We start from the raw sequence: 24,064 nt of genomic DNA on the forward strand, positions 1-24,064 counted from the left end.
GCATGTTTAGCGAAAAACAAACGTTAGCTCGTCAGGCCCATAACCTGAAGGTCGTAGGTTCAAATCCTACTCCCGTAACCAATATAAAGGTTGTAGATCAATTGTTTAGCGTCCCAAAGGGCGCTTCTCGCGTTTGGCCACAACACCCAGTGCTACGTTTGAGTAGCTAACAGCGGACGGATACGTCTGATCTCATGCGAAGCGGGAACCAAATCTATCTACGATGCTGCACCTGTTCGTGAGCGGAAACACTGAACCTACTAGTATTAAGATTAGATGCTGTGCGCTGGTTGAGTGTTGTATTCGAAGACAGATTGGGATTGTGTTCAATTGGGGAAGATCGGAATTTGACCTGATCGGTTGCGGAACAACAAAGCTCCTTGACGGGTTCGAAGAGTAACAAAACACATGATTGGTGAAGCGAATGCGGCCCGGAAGGCCGTTTGGGGGCAGGCAATATGAGTGGATTGGTGGTTTCGGGCACGGATGGTGCAGACGCACTGATAGCAGATGCGGCGGGCAATACGTTGCTGGGTCTTGCTGGCAACGATACCTTGCGCGGTGCAGATGGCGGAGACAGCCTGGATGGCGGAGCGGGCAATGACGCCATCTATGCCGATGGCGGCAATGACACATTGCGCGGTAGTGTCGGGAATGATCACCTTTCGGGCGGTGCGGGCGAAGACCTGTATGTGTTCGATCTTGGTTGGGGGCAAGATAGGATCAGTAACTTCGACACTGTGTCTTTCGACACGATCGAATTTGGTGTCGGTATTTTGCCTCAAGATATTCAGGTTGGAAAAGACTTTCGGCATATGATCCTTACGACGATCAATGGCGACAGCATCATAGTGACTGACCATTTCCGATATACCAGCTATCAGATTGAAATGGTGCGGTTTGCAGATGGTACAATCTGGAACCTGGATGACTTGGAGACACTGGCAAATACTGCGACGGAGCAGGACAATTACCTCATTGGAACAGATAGCAATGACACTATTCTCGGTCTTGGCGGAGTCGATCGAATCGAAGGTGAGGGTGGTGATGACAGCCTGGACGGGGGCGCGGACACCGATTTCTTAACAGGCGGCGATGGAAATGACACCCTGCGAGGGGGCGCCGGAAATGACATATTGTCTGGTGATGATCTAGGTGGCGAGAGCGGCGACGACGTCTATGTATTTGCTCTTGGCTGGGGCCATGACAATATCTTGAATTACACGGGCGGCCTGAAAGTCATCGAGTTCGAGGCAGGCATTCTAAAGAGTGACATCAGTGGTCAGTGGTTGGACTCGGATCTGGTGCTGACTCATACCAATGGTGACAAGATTACTGTCGATGGCCATTTTCACTTTACAAACTATCGTATTGATGAGGTGCGATTTGCGGACGGGACGGTTTGGGATTTTGACGACCTCTGGGTGCTGACAAATGTCGCAACCGGGCTTGGTGACACTCTCAGGGGTCTTGACGCGAACGATACGCTATCCGGATTGCAAGGCAATGACAGTATTCTGGGGAATGATGGCAACGATCTTTTGATTGGCGGGTCGGGCAATGATACGATCGCGGGATCTTCCGGAAATGACACTTTGCGCGGTGGTACCGGAAACGACGATCTAAGTGGCGGATCTGGCAATGATTTATTCATATTCGAACTAGGCTGGGGACAGGACTCGGTCTCTGACTCGCGCTCCTCAAGTTCTGTAATTGTTAACAGGATTGAATTTGGGACGGGCGTTTTCTCCGTCGATGTTAGTGGCCGTTGGGTCGGAAATGATCTTGTCCTGACCCATGTGAACGGCGATAGCGTAGAGATTAACAATCAATTTTTGGCAAGCGGTTCTCGCATCCAAGAGGTGCGTTTTGCAGATGGCACTGTTTGGGACTTGGACGATCTAACGACTTTGACGAACGTCTCAACCGAGCTTGCCGACACGCTCACCGGTGGTAGCAAAAGTGACACGTTGGCCGGCCTTCAAGGAGATGACCGACTCCTAGGAAACGAAGGCGATGACTTCCTCTTTGGCGGCGCGGGCAATGACGTCATTAGCGGGCACAATGGTAGCGACTATCTTCGCGGAGGTTCAGGAGATGACGCTCTCTATGGAGCAGCCGGAAACGACACACTTGTTGGCGGCGCTGGGAATGATGTTTTAGACGGGGGTTCCGGTGATAATCTATATTCGTTCGATTTCGGCTGGGGCCATGACACGATCCTAATTTTTGAACATGATAGTGAGGCGATCGAGTTTGGGAATGGAGTTTTGCCCAGCGACGTACACTTTCAACGTGTCGATGGTAAATTTGTGCTGATCCACGTCAATGGCGACACAATCAAATTTGACCAATACATCGATCAGGTGAGCTTCTTTGATGGCACGGTCTGGGATAGAGGCAATCTAATAAACATAATAGAGTACGGCAGACCAGATGGGGCTAACGTCGAACAATTCGCTAAGCAACTCACTGACGGCTATTGGGAAAGCATCGGCGAGGCGCGGCGAATTTTTGACATAGATGCCTCCAGACAGATCACTTATTCGGTCAAGGATCTGGATGCACAGGGTGCTTATTTTGCGCGCGCTGCCTTGGATGCCTGGTCCGAATCCTCCGGTCTGGTATTTGTCGAAACCACGACGAATGCGCAGATCATTTTCGACAATGAAGAACGAGGTGCCCACGCCTATTATGATCTAGCCGGACCATATATTGATACTGCTTACATCAACGTACATCCGAGCATATCCGCCGGCGATCCACTTCAGCCGTGGGGGTTTGCATTCGAAGTCTATTTACACGAAATCGGGCATGCGCTGGGATTGGGCCACCCCGGAAACTACAACTTCACGGCGACATATGGTGAAGATAATCTGTTTCCCAATGACAGCACGCAATATACGATCATGTCGTATTTCTTTCCAGGCGACCACGAATACGCGCCGGGAACCAATGCTTATATCTTTTCTCCGCAAGTTGCAGATGTCGAAGCGATCAATGCGCTTTATGGCCTGAATCCAACCCGTAATCCCGGCGATACCGACTATGTGTTCTGGTGGCAGTCCGGCGATGTCAAGGTGACCCATGAAGATGTGCCACGTTTCTTTACGGTTCAGGACAGCGGTGGCATTGATTGGTTTTCATTCTACGACACCAACGCGGACCAGGTCATCGATCTACGAGAGGGTGAGTTTTCGAGCATAGCCGGGCTGAGTCTCAACTTAGCCATCGCGCCGGGCAGCGTGATCGAAAACGCAGACAGCGGTGTGGGAGACGATCTCTTGATCGGCAACTCTCACGACAACGAACTGTATGGCGGCGATGGCAATGACACGCTTCGCGGAGGGCTTGGAAACGACACAATCGTTGGCGGTTCTGGGAACGACTATCTCGAACCAGGAGACAACTCCAATGTGGATGCGATCCGGCCCGGTACGGGTCACGACACGATTGTCTTCTCAGACATGATCACTGGTCAGGCCTCTGTCCAACTTTGGGATCTGGATGCGGGTGTCAGGGTCTGGATCAATGGCACCGCAAATACCGGTTACATCAACAAAGGCGCCAACGGCTCGGCCGAGCTGGTGGATGTAAGCGTGCCGCTACCGACCGAAATCGGCGGCCTGGTGATCGACGGCACTGTCCACGACGATACCTATACGGCCACGGCGGGCGCGGGAGGTTTCCTTGTCATCAGGACATATGCTGGCAATGACACGTTCAATCTGAAAGCCAGCAACGGGCATATACGTCTGGCGTTTGATGATTGGCAGATAACAAATGGCGTCACCATCGACCTCACCACCGGCATCGTGAGCGATGACGGGCATGGGATGACTGACAAGATAAACGGCGTCGCAAACCTGAGTTCTGTGCATATGACTATGCTCGCTGACTCGGTTCTCGGCAACAATCAGGACAACCAGTTCATTCTTAAAGCCGGCAATGACACGGTCAATGGCGCTGGCGGCTTTGATCTGCTGCGCTATGACCGGACCGGGGTCGAGGCGGTGACGCTGGATCTGAACACGGGCACCGCCACCGGCACATGGCGGGGTGAGGCCTTCACCCATACGATCAGCAATATTGAACATGTGCGCGGCTCGCGCGACGGGCATGACGACCTGACCGGCAGAAATGGTCAGAACAACCGGATCGAGGGCCGGGGCGGACGGGATACCATCGACGGTGGTGCCAATGGCAACGACACGCTGGAAGGTGGCGACGGTAATGACGACATCGCCGGGCTCAGCGGCAATGATCTGATCGATGGTGGCAATGGTCATGACCTGCTGCAGGGCGAAGGCGGCCGCGACACGCTACAGGGCGGTGCGGGGGCTGATACGCTGCAAGGCGGTGCCGGCGATGACACCCTATATGGCGGCAATCAGGACGATAAGCTTGACGGTGGTGACGGCGACGACCGCATCTGGGGCGGTCTGGGGCGCGATAAGGCGTATCTGGGCGATGGCAACGATGTGTTCAACGATGATGCTCAAAACGATCAGTTCGGCGGTGACAAGGTTTACGGCGGGAGCGGGAATGACACGATCAATGGCGGCGGCGGACATGACGAGTTTCGAGGCAATGACGGCGCAGACCAAGTAAGCGGTGGCGTAGGGAACGACACACTCTATGGCGGGAACCAGAACGACACGATCCACGGTGGAAATGGTCACGATCGCATCTGGGGCGGTCTCGGACGCGACGACATCTTCATGGGCAATGGCAACGATGTGTTCAACGATGAAGCGCAAAACGACCAATTCGGGCGCGATACGGTCTATGCCGGAAGCGGGAATGATACGATCAATGGCGGTGGCGGCAATGATGAGTTTCGAGGTGATGGCGGCGCAGACAAGGTAAACGGTGGCCTTGGAAATGACACACTCCATGGCGGCAATCAGAACGATACGATCTACGGTGATGACGGTGATGATCGCATCTGGGGCGGTCTCGGACGCGACAATATCTTCATGGGCGATGGCAATGATGTGTTCAACGATGAAGCGCAGAACGATCAGTTTGGGCGGGACAAGGTTTTCGGCGGAATTGGCAACGACACGATCAACGGTGGCGGTGGCCATGATGAGTTTCGAGGCAATGACGGCGCAGACCTGGTAAGCGGTGGCACAGGGAATGACACGCTCTACGGCGGGAACCAAGATGACACGATTAAAGGTGGCGATGGCGATGACCACATTTGGGGTGGTTTGGGGCGCGACACGATCTTTATGGGCAACGGCAATGACGTGTTCAACGATGAAGCGCAGAATGATCAGTTTGGTCGGGACATAGTTTATGGTGGCAATGGAAACGACACCATCAATGGCGGTGGCGGCCATGATACGATCTATGGCGGCAACGGCGCTGATTTGTTGAATGGTGGAGCGGGCAATGACACGTTGCGTGGCGGTGCAGATGCGGATGTGCTGGTCTTCTCGAGCGGCGAAGATCAGGTGATCGGTTTTGGTCCCGGCGACCGGATCGACCTGAGCGGGGTTTCGGAGATTACCGATTTTGCGGATCTCCAGGCCAACCATCTTTCAGGTGGCGCAGATGCGGTGATTGGCGATGGCGTGGGCAACACGATGACACTCGTGGGCGTGGCCGAGGGTGTGCTTGATGCCGGCGATTTCATCTTCTGACCTTGGAACTCCCGATTTGATCGTCAGCATTGTAAGTGTTTTGTGTTGCTGACAATAGATCAGGCACTTTCTATCTTGAAAGTGCATTCGCCTGCATGTCCGTGCCGTTCGAAGGCGATGGTCACGCCCGTCCGGCGCAGGGGCGGTTGCAGGCGGCGGATTGCGCCGGAGAGCCGGTTGAGTTGGCGCGGATAGCTGTTCGGGTCGTTGGTCAGATGCGGGTACTTGCCCGATGTTTCACGCATAATCTTCGCTTCACAAGCGTCTGCAATGGGTTCCTGCGGCGCTCACCGCGCCTGAATCTGTTCCAGCCATCGCAATTGCCAACGCCCGGTCTATGCCAGAGCTGGCGCCGAGCACAACTAGTGACCTGCCACGTCCAAGAGCAGGCAGTTGATCCTTACGTTCAATCTTGAGCGGTCGGAAATTTTATCGAAGGCCGCTTGAATGCACTCATAGGTTTCGAATCCAGACTTTTCGATCAGCATCTTCACCAAATGCGGCATTTATGGCCTCGACAGAAATATGAAACCGTCGTGACAGGGTCACCGCTTCGACCGGAACAAAGCTAGAAAGGTCCCGAACCTGCCGAGGTATTGCCAAGTTGTTCAGGCTGAGTGATCCAGCTATGTCGCGCTAATGAATATCCCAACGATCATGCCACGCCTGAAGGGTTTTCGCTTTCCTCGTGAAATCATTGCTTACGCGGTCTGGGCTTACCATCGCTTTGCGTTGAGCACAGCTGACGTTGAGGATCTGTTGGCTGCGCGAGGCGTGATCGTCAGCCGGGAAGCAGTTCGGCTATGGGTCAGTCGCTTTGGTCGACACTTTGCCGATTGCATCAGACGGGATCGTCCACGACCGAATGACAAGTGGCACATGGACGAAGTCATGATAATGATCCGTGGCAAGAAACACTGGTTGTGGCGGGCGATCGCCGCAAATGGCGACGTGCTCGACATTCTCGTGCAAACGCGCCGAAATGCTAAAGCTGCAAAGCGCTTTTTCAACGGGTTGGTTGCCAAGTTTGGCGAACCCAGGGTCGTCATCACCGACAAGTTGCGCAGCTATGTCAAGCCGATCAAGATACTGGCACCAGAGGCTGATCATCGTGCCCACAAAGGTCTGAATAACGCTATCGAAGTGTCGCACCGACCAACCCGCAAACGAGAAAAGATAATGGGCCGGTGCAAGTCTCACCTACAGGCTCAGAGATTTCTGTCTGCGCATGACCAGATCAACCTGGTCTTCCGCCCCCGCCGATATCAACTCACCGCAAACTCATACCGCCACGCTCGTTCCGACGCATTCAACCTCTGGGACGATTACACTGCTGAAATGACCGCTTGATCCTGTCTTCGCCAATACCTCAATTGCTCGGGTCAACAACTTGGCAATACCGACCAAAGCGTTTTTCGTCAGGGTTCGTTCCAGATTTGTTGGTTCCGCTCCCAGATTTTCTCTCCGATCAAGCAGTCATAGGCGCTGACCGGTGTGTATTGCGCAGATAGCATCTGTTCGAGCAGCGGCACTGACGCGATTTCCAGCACCAGTTTTCGGCGCACGGCCTCTGCGAAATCCTGCCAGTCAAGCACCGGGATTACAAAAGAACCAGGACCGCCCGTCACGCAGTTCTGGTAGTAAACATCAAGATCGTCGAGGTGCCACTGGCTGCCCATGCCTTCTCGGGTCATCAGCGGTAAACCGTTTATGATGATCGATTTCGACAACACCGTTTCGCGGGCCCGCAATACTGGGCGACCTTGGTTGTTGGGCCCGTCGCCTGACACGTCGATAATCTTGCGCAGGCCTTCGAAATCGTTTCCTTCAATCATCGCCGCCCCGAAGATCAGCGCCTCAGAGATCGAAGTCCTGCGCAGAGCGGGATCGAAATTGGTGGTGAGCAAACGTGCAATCTCTTCCAGATCAGCGCGCGTTTCCAGAAGTCTCCAGTCAACAATCACTTCTTGCATGCCAGCCCACTCAACGTATGTCAAAGCTACTCGTTGTAATAGGCCCGACTGAACAGCGGCGAAGACCTCGTCCGACCTTAGAGCCGCTGCATATCCCTGGCGTTGAATCTCGAGTTCACGTTCCGTCATTGACCGAGAGACATCGACCAGAAGAACTAGCTCTAGATCGACTTCCATCACATTAGATGCGGCGGGCGTAGCCAAGAGACAGGCAGATGCGACAATAGTTGGGAATATGTTGCCTAGCATCTCTCAACCGAGGGCGAGTCGGCCGTTTAAGTCAAGCCACAAACGCTTGATGATGAGACCGCCAGTGAGGAAACCAAAAGTTCAAACTTAGTGGCTCACACGGCCCATTGCGGACATTGGACGGGAAGTCCGGATGCTGCAGTCGCAGCCAGCTTTGCCGACATTCGAATTGCCATAGATGTAGTCGAGCTACTTTGGCTCGCCGTGCTTTTCGGGCAACGAGTAAGGGATCGAGTGCGTGCGCTTCATCACCTTGCCTCTGCGGTTCTTATGCTCGGTAAAGATAAATGGGATATCGGTGCGTTCACGAATATTCGCCACGAGAGCCTCTTTCTCATACCAAAACCCGAATCCGCATGCCCAATCGCGCGCGCTCATGAGCCAGACATCTTCTCCACCGAAATCAAAGGCGACTATGACCCTAAGATCGAACCATTCCTCAACTAGGCGCACGTCGTAAGGAGACAGTCGCGAAAGAGCCGGTTTTTCAGGCCGTCTCCAAAATTCAGACCCGAGTGCTTTTTCGAACTGGGTCTTGTCAGTCTTGCGTCTCAGACCGTCAACTACCCAAATCATCGGCGCATGAAACAGAGTGCGTTTCTTAGCTTCCGCTGTTTTAATGGCGGAATGCTGAACCTCGACCACAAGACCATCTGGAACCTTGATGTCGGCAATATGCAACTCGCCAGCATTGTCTCGGGCGGGTATCTCCTGCCAATCAGAAGGAAAATAGTTCTTCCACGATCTGTGCCAATCGGTTTCAGGCTCCCACCACTCATCACAGTGGCGTTGACCCTGATGGGGCCAATGCCAGACTTTCTTTGAGCCGCACTTCGCGATGAGCTGTGCTCCGCACCCAGGGCAGAGCCCAACGGCGCCAGGAGTGGCTTCTAGTCGTACATCTCCGGAAAGCGCGAATCTCATCTTGAAGACCTAGGCATAGTGCGTGGGAACAGTAAGTTGGATTACCATCGGCGCTTCCGAGACGATGCCTTCGCCCTTCTCGGCGTCTTGTTCGATTTGCGCTTGTTTGCGCCAGTTTGAAGAGCTTGAAGATTACGCCGCGCATCTGAGCCACCTTTTGACCTTGGCCAGATGTGATCAACCTGCCAACCCATGGGGCTGTCTCGGTTGTAGGCAGGCTTGTAGATCAAGTTGCCTTGAGCGTCCCGCCGATAAAGATTGGGGTTCTTCCCTTTTATGCCAGGCCAAGCTGCTGTGATGCTGAAACGAAGCCGGCCCAAAAGGGACATCGAGGGCACCGCTCGGATGCCGCATCGGCAGCCCGCATTACCGACCGCACGCCGCCTGACCAATAACGTTAACAACGAGATAGCAAGACCAATGATGTGATGGAGCACATTTCAGCCGCAATGATCAGGACACTCCGCCGAATGTCACGGGCGTAGCTGTCCGCAAAGCAGTTGGGAACCTGATCTGCGGATCCCATCAGGGCCAGCGGTCAAGTGCACCGCGCAAACAGGCCGGACACAAGACCGCTTCTGAAACGGTGCGCACCATCCATTTTCTTCTTGCTATGCGGGCGCCATCCACACATGACATTCGCTGCGTCCTGACGAGTGAGCAAGTCGCTTTAGAGGCAGTCCTTGAACAGAGCAAAGCATCTCCGCGTTCCTTGAGGTGACAAGCCATCGTTGACGGCCCAAAGCCGACCTTCACTGCAACTCGCTACGCCGTAATGCAGATTCCGGTAAGCGGACGTTGACAATCAGTGTTAATTGACCAGCGCCGAGGAATCTGCGTTGCGGACAAAAGTCAGCGTCGTTCCGATTGTGCGATCTAGGTTCACATAGCACTATGGCGATTAGCAAAACGATTGGCAGCGAACTACTGCTTCGAACTCATGACAATGTCATGCGACTAACTCGTCAGCGTCGCTTTCCATTGTCGCGCCTCCACTGCTTCAACTGTAAGTTCAATACAGAGCCGACGCACAGCTTCGAAGGCAAAAGTCGCCGGACGATCACTTAAATCTCCTATGTAGAGCGTGCGATTGAGTTTTGGCTTGATAATCGGACGCGTCGCCAATGCGCCCGCGTCAATGTGTTCTTTCAGAATAAACTCGGTGCCCACGATGCAACCGATGCCAGACAGAAGGGATCCGCTGATTGCGGAGATCGAGTTTATTTGGAACTGCGCGTTCTCTTCGATCCGCCTGAGTAGGGAAGGGTCGTCCATCACAGCTCGGGTGTACAGGCCTTGGCGAAGAATTATCAACGGTAAGTCCAGCAGTGCCTCAAAACTGATTGCATCGGTTCCACCGATAACATCTGGCCGACCCACCAGAACCAACTCCTCTTCCAAGACCGGTTGGAACCTGAAACGCGCGTCAGGAAGTTGGTTGTAGGTTAGGGTCAAATCGACCTCCGAAGACGCAAGCTGTTGGGCGGTAGACCCGGAAAAGATCTCAGAAAGATGCAGGCGTAGGTTCGGATAGTCTTGTGAAACACGCTGTACCAGGGGCACGCCAATAGCTTTGACAGCCGAATGTGCAAAGCCAACCGAAATCTCACCCGCGACCTCATTCTCAGTTTCTCGGATATCGGTGCTGGCGGCTTGCATGGATCGCAGGATCGCACGCGCGTGTTCATATAATCGAGCACCAGATGCTGTCGGCCGCACGCCCCTTGGCAATCTCTCAAATAGCTGCGTACCAAGTTCGGCTTCGAGATTGGACAGATGCCTGCTTAATGCAGACACAGCGACCCTTTCCCGATCAGCAGCACGAGCCAACGCGCCTTCCTCAAAGATCGCAGCAAAGTATCGGAGTTGCCTGCTGTCCATGCTTTCTCAATATCAGAAAGCAGCCTTATTAACATTGAAATTTTGCAAAGCATACCGATCGGTTAGCTTTGGTTAACGCAAGTCCAACCGGAGCATACATGGTGTCAGACGATTTCAGGCCTTTGCGGGGCATCCGCGTCGTTGAAATGACCCACATGATTATGGGGCCAAGTTGCGGTCAGGTCCTTGCCTATCTTGGTGCTGACGTGATCAAGGTTGAGCCCCCTGCGGGGGACAAAACACGGCACCTAACCGGAATGGGGCGGGGGTTCTTCCCAAGTTTCAATCGCGGCAAGCGTTCAATTACCTTAGATCTAAAGTCCGAGGCCGGAACGTCGGCGCTGGATCAGCTTCTGGCAACCGCCGATGTTTTCGTTGAGAACTTCCGCGACCAGTCACTTGCCAAGATGGGATTTGCGCCCTCCGCGTTGCGAGGTAAGTACCCCAATTTGATCATCGCATCCTGCAAGGGCTTCCTGCATGGTCCCTATCAGGACCGAACGGCAATGGACGAGGTGGTTCAGATGATGACCGGAATGGCCTATATGACTGGCCCAACGGGTCGTCCCTTGCGCATTGGCTCTTCTGCAAATGACATCATGGGTGGGGTCTTCGGCGCTCTTGCAGTTCTCGGCGCGTTGTTGGAGCGGCAAGAATCCGGAGAGGGTCGGACGATACGCATTGGCCTGTTCGAGAATTGCCTAATGCTTGTCATGCAACACATGGTGCAATTCGATCTGGACGGACACGAACCGGCCCCTATGCCCGAGCGGGAATTTTCCTGGCCGGTCTACGACATCTTCGACACGCGGGACAATCGTCAGATCTTTGTGGGTGCTGTCACTGAGGGCCATTGGCAAATATTGTGCAAAGCAATCAGCTTAGAGCATTTGCTGGAGGATAACCGGCTTCAGACAAAGATGGACCAGATCGAAGCGCGGAACTGGACACTTCCCCTTTTTGCAGAAGCAATCGGCAAACGCGATTTTCCTGAACTGATCGAGACTTTTGAAGCTTCGGGCATTCCCTTTTCGCCGATCAATCGTCCTGCCGATATGTATCAGGATCCACATGTCCTGCGCCCCGGCGGTCTGCATCTCTCACACGACGCTGGTGGGCAGGTGTTCCGGGCTCCGGGTTTGCCCATCGAAGTTGATGGCGGGATTCCACATCCGGTTTCACTCGATGTCGCAGATGTCGGCGATGACACTGACACCGTGCTTTCAGAGCTTGGCCTGTCACCTTCGGAAATATCGGCTGCAAGTGGCGCGGCGGATAGGAATTCAACGTGACTCGCCTGTCAGAAATATACCCACCCGACAGGGTCGTATTGCGGGAAGTCGGATTGCGCGACGGTCTGCAGATGGTCCAACGATATCCCTCAACGGCAGCGAAGGCCGAATGGTTGCGCCGTGAAAGTGCCGCGGGTGTTCGGCACTTTGAGATTGGCTCTTTCCTTCCGGCAAAAGCTATGCCGCAATTCGCTGATGTTCGGGACATCATCGACATTTGCCGCAGCCTTAACGTCCATTCGGCAGCGCTTGCCTTGAATGATCGCGGCGCGACGGACGCGGTTCAAACTCCGGTCGGCGAAATCGTCACAGTGGTCTCGGCGACCGAGGAACATAGCCAGGCAAACACACGTCGTACACGTGAGGAAGCAATTGCTCTGGTTGGTAAAACCGTCGAACTGGCAAGAGGCTCAGAAACCTCACCTTTGGTACAGGTCGGCATCGCCATGGCGTTCGGTTGCTCGATTGCTGGCAAAGTCGATCCGGACGATGTGGTGCGCATCGCGGCCGCATGCGCGGAGGCGGGTGTGGACATGATCGGTCTTGCAGACACAGTCGGATTTGCGGGTCCAGATCAGGTGCAAGACCTTGTTGAATGTGTGAAAAACGAACTGGGCGACGTTGCGCTGAGCATTCACCTGCACGACACAAGGGGAATGGGGATCGTCAATGCCTCTGCCGCCCTAGACGCAGGTATCCGGGTGATCGATGGCTCGCTGGCAGGCCTCGGAGGCTGCCCCTTTGCCCCCGGCGCAACAGGGAACGTGGTCTTTGAAGACCTTGTATATCTCTGTGAACGTAAAGGTTTTGCAACCGGCATCGACTTAGAACAGCTGATGTCTGTGCGAGAGATCGCCTCGTCCGAAATGCCCGACGAACAGCTCTTTGGTGCGTTGCCACGCGCCGGAGCACCGCGCCTGATCAGCTGGCGTGCCCGATAAACAACAAGCTAAATAAGTGGAGGAGAACATGAACATTTTCAGAACAGCAGCGGCCGCGCTATTGGCCGCAACATCCGTAGGTAGCACGGCCCACGCAGAAGCAACCGAGATGCGCTGCAGCCACCAATTACCCCCTGGGCACCATATCGCGAATGTCATCGACCAATGGGCCGAGGAGATTGAGACCCTGTCGAACGGAGAAATCGACGTTCAGGTCTTTGGTGCCAACAGCCTAGTTGGCGCGCGCGAGAACATCGCTTCGGTAGCCAAGGGCAACATTGAATGCGCATTCTCGATTAACCCGCAATGGGGCAAGACCCTGCCGATCATGAACGTTACGCTGAAACCCTATGCTGTCACTGATACGGAGACGCTCGCCGCTTGGCCGGATAGTGAAGCCGCAGCATTTCTGGATCAGAAGCTGCTTGAAAAAGGTGTGCAGAACGCGGTCTGGCTGTTCACAACACGGATGACAGCGTTGACGTCAAAGGGATCGCCGCTGATCAATCCGGAAGATTTCGAAGGCGTGAAGATCCGGGGCCTGAACCCGGTGGCGGATGAGGGGCTTGTCGCCATGGGGGCAGCACCTTCAGCGATGTCTGGCTCGAAAGTGTACGAAGCACTCTCAACCGGTGTGATCGACGCGGGCATGACCGATATTGCCGCCGCCTATTCGCGCAAATACTTTGAAGTCCAGGACCATGTGACGGTCGTGCCGCTCTTTAGTGTGTTCTTCCACGGCTACCTTAACCCGGCTTGGTATGATGGTCTGACGGATGCACAGAAAGCCGCTATAGCCGAGGCGGGGGCCAAAGCGGCAGAATGGGCAGTTGCCGCGTCCGAAGAAGCATCTGCCGCAGCACCCGATCAACTGGCTGACAATGGCATGAAAGTGCATTTCCAGACGCCTGAGGAAGAAGCCGCATGGAAAGCGCTCATGGTACCTGCTTTCGATAAATCGTTTGGCGACGCAACCGGTGAAGACGGCGTCAAGCTGCTTGAGCTGGTCGGCCAAATTTCGAACTGACATGAAGCAGGGTCATGAAACTGACACCTCTGAGGCCTTGCCGGTCTCAGGGGTGGAGCGCGCGGTGCGTCTGGTTACGTTATCTGGGGCAGGTATCGCCGCGTTGCTGGTGCTAGTTGTATTCGGGGTCGTGAGCTACAGCGTCTTTATGCGCTATATCCTTGGCACACCGATCACTTTTTCCGATGAACTCAACGGCTTTATCGTCGTGGCAATGGTGGCACTCGGAGCGGGCGAGGTCCTTTTGCGCGGCGAACATTTCGGAGTTGACCTGCTGACTGAGCGTGCTGGTCCTCGAACTCAATGGTTGGTCGAGATTTGGGGGATGATAGGTGTGATCTTGGTCGCTGCGGCTATTCTCTACAGCGCGGTGATTATGGTGCAGTTTTCATACGACTTCGGCATTTATTCAGATGGATATCTGAGCGTTCAGATGTGGATTCCGCAGTGCTTTCTTCTCGTTGGCATGATCATTCTGATCCTTGCGGCGCTGGCTCGCATCTTCACGCTTCTGACGGTGCGCCGACTATGATGACGTTATTGATTTTAGCCGGTCTGATTGTCCTTTTGCTTACGGGGATGCCAATTTTCGCCGGGCTCGGTCTGACATCGCTGATCATAATGATGCTGACAGAAGGCAACGTGAACAGCGCGGCTGATACGGTGTTTGCCAAACTGAACAACGGTCTTTTGACGGCCATACCGATGTTTGCCTTCATGGCACATGTGATGATCCGGGCTGGTGTGGTTAAGGATCTGTATGATGCAGCTAATGCGATGGTCGGCCATTTGCGCGGTGGTCTTGGGGTGGCCACAATCCTATCCTGCACCATTTTCGCAGCCATTTCAGGTTCCTCTGTTGCCACGGCTCTTACTATTGGCTCGACGGCTATCCCGCAGATGAAGCGCTTTAACTACAGCCCGAGCTATTCCTACGGTGTGATTGCAGCGGGCGGTACGCTCGGGATTCTCATCCCTCCCTCTGGGCCTCTTATTCTTTATGCCATCGTAACCGAAGCTTCGATCGGAGCTTTGTTCCTGGCCGGGTTGGTGCCGGGTATCATGATGGCTGTCATTTTCGCGATTTGGGCGATGGCCAGCGCCGGGTTTGGGGCCGCAGTTGTCTCTCAACCATTTGCGGGTATGGGCGTTATCTGGGCACGTATGATTCAATCGATCTGGGCCTTGTTGATGCCACCGGTGGTTTTGGGTGGGATCTACCTTGGAATTTTTACAGCTACTGAGGCTGCTTCGATTGGCTGCCTTTACGCGCTGTTCATCAGCGTAATTGTCTACCGCAATTTCGGTTTGCGAGACCTATGGGTGACCGCTTTTGAGACAGTGCGCACAACGGCGATGCTGTTCATGATATTGGCGGCTGCGGCACTGTTTGGTCACGCCGTAACCATTATTCGGCTGCCCATCGAAATCGTTGAACAAGTGACAGCAATCGGCCTCAGCCCCGCCATGTTTGTCGTAGCCGTTATGCTGCTCATTCTCGTGTTGGGGATGTTTCTTGAGACCATCTCAATCATCCTGATCACAACACCAATTGTCTTTCCTGTCATGCTGGCACTGGGGATCGATCCAATTTGGTATGGCATCTTGCTGATGATCAACCTTGAACTTGCGTTGATCACTCCTCCCGTGGGGATGAATCTCTTTGTAATCAAAGGCATTGCGAAAGCTCCATTGTCGGAGGTCATTCGAGGAGCCTTGCCCTATGCAGTGCTAATGCTTTTGGGTCTGATCTTCGTCTTTGCATTCCCACCTTTGTCCACTTGGCTTCCTGAGGTGGCTGGTTTTGGGGGTTAGAAGTAAAATCGATTACTCCTTCCGGACACAAACTTGGTCAGCACAGTTCGCGACCCAGGCGTCAAGATTTAGGGCGTGCTAGCAAAAGTGCAGCTTTTGGGATCCACTTTTTGAGCCATCTTCGACTTCGGCTAATAACGGACACTCGGCGCCTTCACAGGATGCGGCGGTTGGAGCAGGCATTTAGACACCGGGCGCGAAAGCCCGCTTGTTTAGACATGTCTAAACGCGCTGGAGCCTTTTCAGCCCGTAGAGTGATGTGACTGCACTATTGTCGCTGGCAGGCCATAGGCTCCGACCAAACTCAATGCAGCCAGAAAAATCAGCAACGGTTTCGTGCTGTGTGTGTGGCCAGTCACTGCCCCAAACTACTCTATCCACAGACAAAGCCGATAGTAACTCGTGGGCATGCGGGTTTAGATCGAACGGCGTTCGGTAAGGTGCCGAGAATTTCATGTACAAATTTTCGCGCTGAAGGGATTTGACCGCTGTAACCATCTGGTCTCGCAGCGGGTTAGCTTCTGACGGCAATCCAAAGTGATCGATTACGACTTTGAGGCCCTGATCCGTTAGCGGGTCGAGGATGTCAGCCAAGCGGGGGCCTTCGAGATGAATTTCGAGATGTAGGTTCCGGGAGCGCAGTTTCGCAAGAAAGTCGCTAACAGGTTTTGACCAGAAGTCAGGAATGGCCGCGCCGTGCACCAGGTTCCATCGCACACCGCGAATACCTTGATCGACCAGTGATTCCAGCTCTTCCGCGCCGATATCGATTGGGACCACGGCGACCCCGGTAAACCGCGACTTGTCCAGTCCGGCAAGGGCCGAAAGAAGCTGGGAATTATCAGTTCCCAAGAAGCTGACCTGTACGATGACACCGCCGGAAAGGCCATGCGTCACCTGATGCTCTAGCCATTTGTCCAATGGAGCCGAAGCGTTAGGGACATAACGCGCACCTTCAACTGCAATGAATTGCTCGTAGACATGCGCATGGCAATCAAAGTCGATCATTGGCGGGCCTCCTAAATCATATATATGACTAGTTGACTATATAGGTCAACATGGGGTAGTGGATTCTTGGGAGGAAAGAGATGTCGGCACCATTTCACACCACGGATGACAGGCTTCCGGCCTATATTCGGCTGCGTGACACACTGGCTGCGCAGATCGCCGCCGGAGAGTGGACCGCAGAGCAACCAATTCCGTCCGAGGCAAAACTGGCCAAGGAGTATGGGCTGTCGGTCGGCACCGTACGCAAAAGCATCGACGGACTTGTTGGCGAAGGTTTGCTGGAACGGCGACAAGGCTCGGGTACATATGTCAAGGCACCGTCATTCGATGCGACTTTGTTCCGATTCTTTCAGTGGCGTGAGGTGGATGGGTCGCAGCTATCAATCCCCTCCAGCAAGCTGATCGTCCGCACACGGGCACCCGCCCCGACAGAGGCCGCAGAAGCTCTGGGAACGCAGGATGTGATCAAGATCGTCAGGGTGCGTAGCCTGAGTGATCTGCCGGTCTTGTTCGAGGAGATTTATATCCCCGCGTCACTATTCGCCGGATTTGAAACACTAAGCGAAGATGCGCTGGGGCCGCTCCTTTACCCGATTTACTTCGAGCAGTTTGGGGTGCTGGTAAAGCGCGCCACCGACGATCTGACTTTTGGCTCGGCTGATGAAACCGTTGCCAAACAGTTGAGACTGAAAACAGGTGATCCATTGGCGGTCATTCACAGAACTGCCTTCGACATCGAGCATAAGCCCGTTGAATGGCGCATTGCCCGCGGGAGCGCGGCGCAATTCCGCTATCGCAGCGAGATCAACTGACAACTGATTGTCCAGGGAGGACCAGATGACCATCCAGAAAACCATGATCTATGCATTGACCTCTGTCGCACTGGCGACGCCGATTTTTGCCGAATATCCCGAACGCGCCATCGAGTTGACTATCCCGGCGGGCGCCGGCGGTGGCACCGACACCAGTGCTCGCAAGCTGGCGATCCTGCTGGAAGAGGCGCTGGGAACCTCGATTGCCGTGCTAAATGTTGGCGGCGGTGGCGGCTCGGTCGGTGCATCGCAATTCATGCAGGCCAAGCCGGACGGTTATTCCCTTTTTGCGACATGGAATAGCCCGCTGACCACCGTGCCGCAGGTGCAGAATGTTGCCTATTCACTGGACAGCTTCACCCCAATCGCCTCAACCTCCGAGACGGCGTATACGCTGTGTATCAAAACCGATTTCCCGGCAACGGACGGTGCCGGTTTCCTGGCCGAGCTTGAGGCCAACCCCGGAAAGTACACGTATGGCAATGATGGCATCGGTGGCACGATGCAGTTGGCTGCCGAGCGCATTTTCCAGGCCAAGGGTATTGACGCGGTTCCCATCCCGTTCGGCGGCGCCGGCGAGACGCTGCAAAACTTCCTTGGCGGGCATGTGGACATCTATGGCGGGTCGATCTCGACCGTATTGCCCTATGTCGAAAGCGGCGAGGCAGCTTGCCCCATCGTGACCTCGGCTGCTGACGTCGCCGCATTGCCGAATGCGTCCGGTCTGGATGCGCTTGGTATGGGAGACAAAGAAACACTTTTGTGGCGCGCAATTCTGGGGCCAAAAGATATGGACCCCGCGATTGTCGCAAAGCTAGCGGATGTCATTGAGAGCTCGGTGAACGACCCGAGCTATGTTGAGTTCCTTGCCACCAAGGGCGAAGTGCCGAACATCGTCAAAGGCGACGACTTGGGCGCCAGGCTGCAAGCCGAGTTTGATGGATTGGCCGAGGTGTCCAAAAGCCTCGGACTGTCGAACTGATGGAACGGCGTCAGGATATTGTGCTTGGCCTCATCTTTATGGGGCTGGGTGCCGCCGCCGCGTGGATGGCGACCTCATATACCGGGGCCAGCGGTATCTACCCGATGGTGCTGAGCATTATCCTGGCGCTTCTTGGTGCAACTGTTGTTCTGAAGGCTGTGCGCGCGGGGACAACATCTGAACGCAAACTGGTTGATGGTCCCGCGCAGATGCTGGTCACGATTGTGCTTGGCATCGTCTATGTGGCGTTGATTGTGCCACTGGGATTTTACCCGGCATCGTTCCTGTTAATGCTGGCGCTACCCATCGCGCTGGGGTACCGGCGCGGCCTTTATGCTCTGATCGTCGCTGCGGTCTTCATGGGCATAATCTACCTCGTCTTTTCTCTGCTTCTGGAAAAGCCGCTTCCGCGCGGGGCTCTGCCTTCGCTGGTAGGACTGGGGGGCTGAGATGGAATTCTATACACAGGCGCTGAGCAAGGTGCTGACCGTTTGGCCAATTGTGGCCATGATCGGTGCGACGCTTTTGGGGGTATTTATCGGGGCCTTGCCCGGATTGAACCCGGTTATGGCTATCGCACTGTTGCTTCCCCTGACTTATTCAATGGACCCGCTGGTCGCCCTTGCGATGGTTTCGGGCATTTATAACGGGTCGATGTATGGCGGTGCCATTCCGGCAATCCTGTTGCGCATCCCCGGTACGCCAGCCTCGATTGCGACAACATTTGACGGCTTTCCGATGGCCGACAAGGGCGAGGCTGCAAAGGCGTTGAAAATCGCATGTTGGTCTTCGGCTGTGGGCGGCATCGCGAGTGCGATTGCTTTGATGACGGTCGGGCCGCTTCTGGCTCGTGTCACGCTGTTCTTCGGTCCGGCAGAATATTTCTGGATCGCGATATTTGGCATGGCTTCGGTGGGCGTGATGGTGGGTTCTGACCCCGCCAAAGGAGTGATGGCGGCGGTGCTTGGTCTGCTGATCGGCACCATTGGTATCGACAACCTGTCAGGGCAGGCGCGCTATACCTTCGATCAGACTTGGCTTTTGGGTGGTCTCGACCTGATCGTTGTTCTGGTGGGCCTTTATGCTCTGCCGCCCGTTTTGCAGTTAGCTGAAAAGTGCGACCTCAAGGGGCTGTCGGCTGCACAGCTCAAACTGACAAACGTCCCGTTCAAACCGGGCGAAAGGCGGAAGCTGATCCCGACCTGGCTTCGGTCTTCTGGTATCGGGATCAGCGTTGGTATTCTGCCCGGTGCAGGTGGCAATATTGCCGCCTTCCTCAGCTACAACGCTGCCAAGAATGCCTCCGACGACCCTGAGAGTTTCGGCAAAGGAAATCCGCAAGGCGTCGCGGCCGCAGAATGCGGAAACAACGCCGATAACGCCGCATCAATGATCCCGGCATTGTCGCTGGGCATCCCCGGAAACGTTGTGGCTGCCTTAGTTCTCAGTGCTTTGACCATCCACGGGCTCCAACCCGGTCCGCAGCTCTTTCATCAGAATCCCGTTCTGGTCGGCGGGTTCATGATGGAAATGCTAATCACTTCTCTTCTGATTTTCCTGCTTGGAGGTGCTGTCGCAACACGCGTCTTTGCGCAGTTCCAGCGCCTTCCTGGTGTTTTGCTCGTCCCATCTATCTTGATCCTAATGTGTGTGGGCGTTTACGTTATCAACGGTCGCCCGGTTGATCTTTGGGTCATGCTCCTGGCTGGCATCGCCGGGTACTTCCTTGAGAAGCTCAACGTACCGCTGGCCCCAATCATTCTAGGCATGATCCTTGGCCCGATGGCGGAGCAAAGCGTTCGCCGCGCATTATTGATCAGCCGGGGAGACGCGACCGAACTTCTGACCCGACCGCTTTCGGCCGCCTTGGCAATTGCTACTCTTCTGATCATCACTTGGCCGATTGTGAAAGCGATGCGCAATAAGCGGGCTGGCGCTGAAATATGAGACCGAACTGGATTATTGGTGAGCGAACGTTCAATCGGATCGCACCTTCTAGTAATTTGACGTCGTAGCAAGCGAAGAATCTTTTTTACGAGCAGATCCGCGCCAGACAGCGACGGCCCATAGCCGTCGTTCGACCTTGATCACCGTCGCTGCAGTGCGGCCCGTCAGAGGCGACATTCGCTGCGTATGCGAGACCAAGGTTCATGCTAACTCACAGATTGCGGACAAACCGGACTTGTGCAATTGCGGCTATTGCTGACGCAGAAAGCCGGCGCCCGTTTGGCGCGATTTGTTCTGCGGCGTAGCAGACTTCACCGAACCGGCCATTCACCGGTGTTGACCTCGCCGGGCTCTAAACTGAACTGTAAAGATTCACATGATGCGGTTGATGTAAATCCAAGGTCATGTGGGAAGGCATCAGCTTTGCCATACAGCTTCCGGATATCGATGATGTCGTGCCCTTCAGCTGGGGACATACGCCGCGAGTCACGTATCTACCCTCGATTTTGCAGAAACTACTGAAAGAAGGTTGGCAAAGACCTCATCGACGCTGTCAGCACCATCCAGTGTACTAACTGCGCCTTTCGGCACGTAGTACGAAAGCACAGGAAGTGTTTGCTCGTAGTACTCGCTTAGCCTTGTGCGAACTGTCTCGGCGGTGTCGTCTGCCCTGCGCTTGAATCTTGTACCGCCACAAACATCACACACACCTTCCAATTTTGGCCTCTTAAAGCGGATATGATACCCCTCACCGCAGTCTGCACATGTGTGCCTTCCAGTAATTCTTTCGACAAGATCATCGTCTTTGACTTTAAGTTCGACTACTTTTTCGACTCGCTGGCCCGACTGCTTTAGTAATTGGTCGAGTGCCTTGGCTTGATTGACTGTGCGCGGGTACCCGTCGAAGATCGCACCCGCTTGAACGTCTGGCTCCGACAACCTCTCTTTCAACAATGCAAGTACAATGTCATCACTTACCAGCCCACCGGCCTCCATCGTCGCCTTTGCAATCAAACCCAATGTAGATTGTGCTTCTACCGCCGAACGCAGCAGATCTCCTGTCGAAATTTGGATGTATCCCAATTCATCGGCCAGGCGTCGCGCTTGAGTACCTTTGCCGGATCCGGGCGGGCCAAACATGACCACAATCTTGGTTGGCTGATCCGAATCTACTAGTGCCATAACTTGGTCCTTTCATCTTCCGCGCCGTTCGTTTCTTCCTCGAACCAGACGCAATGTGTTGGAGCCGCGTTGTGAGTTACCTGACAACATGGACCGCGCATTTGGCATGCCGAACGACCCTTGCCGCAGTCGATCCAAGCAAATAATCCTGCAATCCCGGTCGGTGACTAGGGGCGGATTTTGTTGAGCAATTTATCCGGTAAACCGCTCAGGCTGGCACTGGTCGCCCATGACGCCAAGAAGGGTGACCTGGTCGAATGGGTTCGACAACATGTTTCATTGCTAGAAGGAGCAGATCTATTCGCAACCGGGACGACCGGGGCCAAAGTTCTAGAGGCATCACCACAGCTGAAGCTGACCTGTCTCAAAAGCGGTCCCTTAGGAGGAGATCAGCAGATTGGTGCGATGATCTGTGAAGGCGTGCTCGACGCATTGTTCTTCTTCATCGATCCGATGTCCCCAATGCCTCATGATGTCGATGTTAAGGCCCTTAGCAGGTTAGCGATTGTTTATGATCTTCCCTCCGCTCATAGTCCCAGTACGGCAAATTTCGTACTGAAGGGTTTGTTTTCCCAACGCGAAACAGGCGCATGAACGCATGCGGTTGCTCGAGTAACCGTGCGAAGCACTCGCGAGATTCTTAGTAACTTCCAATTAGTCCTTGCATTACAATTGGGGTAATTTATTGGATTTGCAGCCGCCATCGTCTTAATTTCAGTGGTCAACAAGTTTCGATGATGACCAATGGCTTATATGACCTCAGAGCGCCAAAACTAGCCATATGATGTCGCTCAGCAAATGCACGTTTTGTCCCGCGACCCTTGAATTGCCTCTCGTATTCTCGCTGCGCTTTGCACCGATGGCCGGTTCCTCCGCTGCATGACAGCACTTGGATGGTTGCAAATGCAGCGAATTTCCCGCTGCGTGCGCGCGCAGCACAAAAATCCAAGGTACAGGTCGGGCTCTCCTGATACCTTCGCGGCGATCTGCACCAAGGGCCGGTCTGGTGTGGATCGACTTTCGCTGCACGCCGCATGAACTGGCGCGACGCGGGACGAATCTCCCAAGCCTCTTCAACAGATCCAACCGCGGCCGGCCTGGTTCTGATCCCAAACCGCGCCACGCGGAAGGATCGGCAGTTTTCCAGTGCAGGTGACTTCGACTTCAGGAGAAAGGGATTTCGGCTCACCTGACGAAAGCCCTGTAATCGCTCGGGCACCGCAGCAGCCCACAAAGGCAGCACGCGAGAACGCGAACGGCTGGCCCGTGGTAAACGTACCAAGATGAATTGCTCTTCTTTGCATGGCTACAAGGCGCGCAGATCGCAGCCTGATTGAAGTGTGGGCACGGTTAGCCTTTGGAATCCACTCCATCCTGTGTCTTACCATCCGTCTTCAGTTTCTGAGCCAGCAGGCTCAACTCTTTGTAGACGATCCCTGCCGCAGGGTGCCAAGCGGCCACATCTTTCCCTTGTTGCGCGACAACAAAGGTGTCACCTCGCGACGCAGGTCCTGTAAGTGCCCCCAAGGGCCCATAGGCAACAACGTTCTCGCAGGTCGCTTGAAGCAGCTTGGTGTTCAATTGTTTTGCAATGTCATCCGGCACGCCTGCTTTAGCCCAGGCTTCACGCGCAATCGCCTGCAAAACCACGGCGAAGTTGTTCGAGATCACGGCGGCCGCATGATAGAGGCTTTTGCTCTCGGAGTTGATCCGAAATGGGATTGCACCGATCTCATCCAGGAAATCCTCTACAAGCTCTAACGCCGAGCTTTCACCCTCGACGCCACAAAGCGTTCCCTCGAATTGTTGGATCGAGGTTACCGGCTCAGCGAATGTCAGCGCCGGGTGCACGCTGGCGAGCCGCCAGCCTAGTTTCTGAAGGGGCGCCATTTGATCTGCGGGGAAGAATCCACTGCAGTGAAACACCACTGGCGGCGGTTCGTTGAGGTCGTGATATTCAAAGGCCTTTGCAATTTCTGCTGCTACAACTGAAATCTGAGAGTCCGGCACAGCCAAAATCCAAAGCTCGGCTGGTGCCAGATCTGCGTAGTGCTCCAACGCTCGACCTGTCCCAGCAAATTGGACTGCATGTTCCGCCGAACTCAGGCGAGAACTCAGTATGTCTTGAACCGCGTATCTGCGCGAGCGTCGCAAAAGACCGAGAAGAGTTTGGCCTACGCGACCAGCACCAATAAGGTTCACTTTGGTTTTTGCCATTCAGCGGCCCCGACCTCGCACGGTTTGGCTTCCTTGCCGACTATGCCAGTCGGAACGCTATTCGAACAATACCACTTTATCCATAGTAACCAGCGCGAAAGGACCATTGCGGACTCTCAGCACTAGGCGTGAGCGCCCCAGTTGAGCCCGCTTTGCCAAAATC

The 24,064-nt window shown here is 54.6% G+C and carries 20 protein-coding genes and 1 pseudogene; 12 read left to right on the forward strand and 9 right to left on the reverse strand.

The features are described 5' to 3' along the window. The first annotated feature begins 458 nt into the window (after positions 1 to 458). Positions 459 to 5,651, forward strand: coding sequence for a calcium-binding protein (locus Q5Y75_RS26345; RefSeq protein ID WP_306203182.1), 5,193 nt, complete (start codon positions 459 to 461; stop codon positions 5,649 to 5,651). Positions 5,652 to 5,710: 59 nt separating this feature from the next. Here Q5Y75_RS26345 and Q5Y75_RS26350 read toward each other — a convergent pair whose 3' ends face one another. Then, the gene (locus tag Q5Y75_RS26350) at positions 5,711 to 5,896 is read right to left on the reverse strand and encodes an AICE-type RepA C-terminal domain-containing protein (RefSeq protein ID WP_306203184.1); all 186 of its coding nucleotides are present in this window, start codon (positions 5,894 to 5,896) and stop codon (positions 5,711 to 5,713) included. Between the two features lie 394 nt (positions 5,897 to 6,290). On the opposite strand from Q5Y75_RS26350, the gene Q5Y75_RS26355 reads away from it, so the two are divergent. Next, positions 6,291 to 7,001: an IS6 family transposase gene (locus Q5Y75_RS26355; RefSeq protein WP_306203186.1), complete on the forward strand. Its 711-nt coding sequence runs from the start codon at positions 6,291 to 6,293 to the stop codon at positions 6,999 to 7,001. 68 nt (positions 7,002 to 7,069) lie between these two features. Here Q5Y75_RS26355 and Q5Y75_RS26360 read toward each other — a convergent pair whose 3' ends face one another. From Q5Y75_RS26360 to Q5Y75_RS26375, 4 genes are all read right to left on the reverse strand, one after another. Then, a complete protein-coding gene (locus Q5Y75_RS26360; protein ID WP_306203188.1) occupies positions 7,070 to 7,801 on the reverse strand; it encodes a DUF1194 domain-containing protein in 732 nt (243 codons plus the stop codon). 261 nt (positions 7,802 to 8,062) lie between these two features. Further along, the gene (locus tag Q5Y75_RS26365) at positions 8,063 to 8,797 is read right to left on the reverse strand and encodes a competence protein CoiA (RefSeq protein ID WP_306203190.1); all 735 of its coding nucleotides are present in this window, start codon (positions 8,795 to 8,797) and stop codon (positions 8,063 to 8,065) included. Between the two features lie 41 nt (positions 8,798 to 8,838). Further along, a complete protein-coding gene (locus Q5Y75_RS26370; RefSeq protein WP_306203192.1) occupies positions 8,839 to 9,126 on the reverse strand; it encodes an HNH endonuclease domain-containing protein in 288 nt (95 codons plus the stop codon). A 628-nt stretch (positions 9,127 to 9,754) separates the two neighbouring features. Further along, on the reverse strand, positions 9,755 to 10,678 hold the full coding sequence (locus Q5Y75_RS26375; RefSeq protein ID WP_306203194.1) for a LysR family transcriptional regulator: 924 nt from the start codon (positions 10,676 to 10,678) through the stop codon (positions 9,755 to 9,757). Between the two features lie 98 nt (positions 10,679 to 10,776). Between Q5Y75_RS26375 and Q5Y75_RS26380 the strand changes: the two genes are divergently transcribed. The 5 genes from Q5Y75_RS26380 to Q5Y75_RS26400 are packed head-to-tail and all read left to right on the forward strand — an operon-like array spanning position 10,777 to position 15,753. After that, positions 10,777 to 11,970: a CaiB/BaiF CoA transferase family protein gene (locus tag Q5Y75_RS26380; protein WP_306203196.1), complete on the forward strand. Its 1,194-nt coding sequence runs from the start codon at positions 10,777 to 10,779 to the stop codon at positions 11,968 to 11,970. Further along, positions 11,967 to 12,911, forward strand: coding sequence for a hydroxymethylglutaryl-CoA lyase (locus Q5Y75_RS26385; protein WP_306203198.1), 945 nt, complete (start codon positions 11,967 to 11,969; stop codon positions 12,909 to 12,911). The genes Q5Y75_RS26380 and Q5Y75_RS26385 overlap by 4 nt, the downstream gene beginning before the upstream one ends. Before the next feature lie 28 nt (positions 12,912 to 12,939). Beyond that, a complete protein-coding gene (dctP, locus tag Q5Y75_RS26390; RefSeq protein ID WP_306203200.1) occupies positions 12,940 to 13,938 on the forward strand; it encodes a TRAP transporter substrate-binding protein DctP in 999 nt (332 codons plus the stop codon). A 1-nt stretch (position 13,939) separates the two neighbouring features. After that, positions 13,940 to 14,470: a TRAP transporter small permease gene (locus Q5Y75_RS26395; protein ID WP_306203201.1), complete on the forward strand. Its 531-nt coding sequence runs from the start codon at positions 13,940 to 13,942 to the stop codon at positions 14,468 to 14,470. Next, the gene (locus Q5Y75_RS26400; protein ID WP_306203204.1) at positions 14,467 to 15,753 is read left to right on the forward strand and encodes a TRAP transporter large permease; all 1,287 of its coding nucleotides are present in this window, start codon (positions 14,467 to 14,469) and stop codon (positions 15,751 to 15,753) included. The genes Q5Y75_RS26395 and Q5Y75_RS26400 overlap by 4 nt, the downstream gene beginning before the upstream one ends. Positions 15,754 to 15,975: 222 nt before the next feature. Here Q5Y75_RS26400 and Q5Y75_RS26405 read toward each other — a convergent pair whose 3' ends face one another. Next, positions 15,976 to 16,761, reverse strand: coding sequence for an amidohydrolase family protein (locus tag Q5Y75_RS26405; protein WP_306203206.1), 786 nt, complete (start codon positions 16,759 to 16,761; stop codon positions 15,976 to 15,978). A gap of 80 nt (positions 16,762 to 16,841) precedes the next feature. Here Q5Y75_RS26405 and Q5Y75_RS26410 point away from each other — a divergent pair, with 80 nt between their 5' ends. From Q5Y75_RS26410 to Q5Y75_RS26425, 4 genes are read left to right on the forward strand one after another with little or no spacing between them, the layout of a single operon-like run. Then, the gene (locus Q5Y75_RS26410; RefSeq protein WP_306203208.1) at positions 16,842 to 17,573 is read left to right on the forward strand and encodes a GntR family transcriptional regulator; all 732 of its coding nucleotides are present in this window, start codon (positions 16,842 to 16,844) and stop codon (positions 17,571 to 17,573) included. A 25-nt stretch (positions 17,574 to 17,598) separates the two neighbouring features. Continuing rightward, positions 17,599 to 18,555, forward strand: coding sequence for a tripartite tricarboxylate transporter substrate binding protein (locus tag Q5Y75_RS26415; RefSeq protein WP_306203210.1), 957 nt, complete (start codon positions 17,599 to 17,601; stop codon positions 18,553 to 18,555). Next, entirely contained in the window at positions 18,555 to 19,004 is a 450-nt protein-coding gene (locus Q5Y75_RS26420) for a tripartite tricarboxylate transporter TctB family protein (RefSeq protein WP_306203212.1), read from the forward strand. Before Q5Y75_RS26415 ends, Q5Y75_RS26420 begins: the two co-directional genes overlap by 1 nt. 1 nt (position 19,005) lies before the next feature. Beyond that, positions 19,006 to 20,502 carry a tripartite tricarboxylate transporter permease gene (locus Q5Y75_RS26425; protein WP_371933313.1) on the forward strand — a complete coding sequence of 499 codons (1,497 nt, stop codon included), beginning with the start codon at positions 19,006 to 19,008 and terminating at the stop codon, positions 20,500 to 20,502. 486 nt (positions 20,503 to 20,988) lie between these two features. On the opposite strand, the gene Q5Y75_RS26430 is transcribed toward Q5Y75_RS26425, so the two are convergent. Continuing rightward, on the reverse strand, positions 20,989 to 21,684 hold the full coding sequence (locus Q5Y75_RS26430; protein ID WP_306203214.1) for an adenylate kinase: 696 nt from the start codon (positions 21,682 to 21,684) through the stop codon (positions 20,989 to 20,991). A gap of 76 nt (positions 21,685 to 21,760) precedes the next feature. Next, positions 21,761 to 21,853 (reverse strand): annotated as a pseudogene (locus Q5Y75_RS26435) (universal stress protein); the annotation flags it as partial. 14 nt (positions 21,854 to 21,867) lie between these two features. On the opposite strand from Q5Y75_RS26435, the gene Q5Y75_RS26440 reads away from it, so the two are divergent. Beyond that, positions 21,868 to 22,278 (forward strand): methylglyoxal synthase, encoded by a 411-nt coding sequence (locus Q5Y75_RS26440; RefSeq protein ID WP_306203216.1) that lies wholly within the window; start codon positions 21,868 to 21,870, stop codon positions 22,276 to 22,278. A gap of 756 nt (positions 22,279 to 23,034) precedes the next feature. On the opposite strand, the gene Q5Y75_RS26445 is transcribed toward Q5Y75_RS26440, so the two are convergent. Next, the gene (locus Q5Y75_RS26445; protein ID WP_306203218.1) at positions 23,035 to 23,901 is read right to left on the reverse strand and encodes a Rossmann-like and DUF2520 domain-containing protein; all 867 of its coding nucleotides are present in this window, start codon (positions 23,899 to 23,901) and stop codon (positions 23,035 to 23,037) included. Positions 23,902 to 24,064: the final 163 nt, after the last annotated feature.

Source organism: Ruegeria discodermiae, from assembly GCF_030758345.1.
Taxonomy (GTDB): Bacteria; Pseudomonadota; Alphaproteobacteria; order Rhodobacterales; family Rhodobacteraceae; genus Ruegeria_C.